This is a genomic window from Streptomyces beijiangensis (assembly GCF_017315755.1).
Taxonomy (GTDB): Bacteria; Actinomycetota; Actinomycetes; order Streptomycetales; family Streptomycetaceae; genus Streptomyces; species Streptomyces beijiangensis.
Genome location: NZ_JAFLRJ010001136.1, coordinates 1 through 211, shown reverse-complemented (window position 1 = coordinate 211; position 211 = coordinate 1). Strand labels below are relative to the sequence as shown.

Annotated in this window: 1 protein-coding gene; it reads left to right on the top strand. The window is 67.8% G+C overall.

The window, feature by feature from the left end; translation table 11 throughout:
* The coding region (locus J0695_RS40900; RefSeq protein ID WP_206969867.1) for an FAD-dependent oxidoreductase at positions 1–211 on the top strand (211 nt) is incomplete at both ends.

Genomic DNA, 211 nt, shown 5'->3' with positions numbered 1-211 from the left:
ATGCGGTAGCCGCCGACTCCGTCGGAGTCGGCGGCGACCGCATCGATCTGCACCCCTCGACAGGGGGCGACAACTACATCGACATCGGCTCGGTGCCCTTCGAGATCCCCCTCGGCGCGCTTCTCCCACGCCGCGTACGCAACCTGCTGCCCGCGGGCAAGAACATCGGCACCACCCACATCACCAACGGCTGCTACCGGCTGCATCCGGT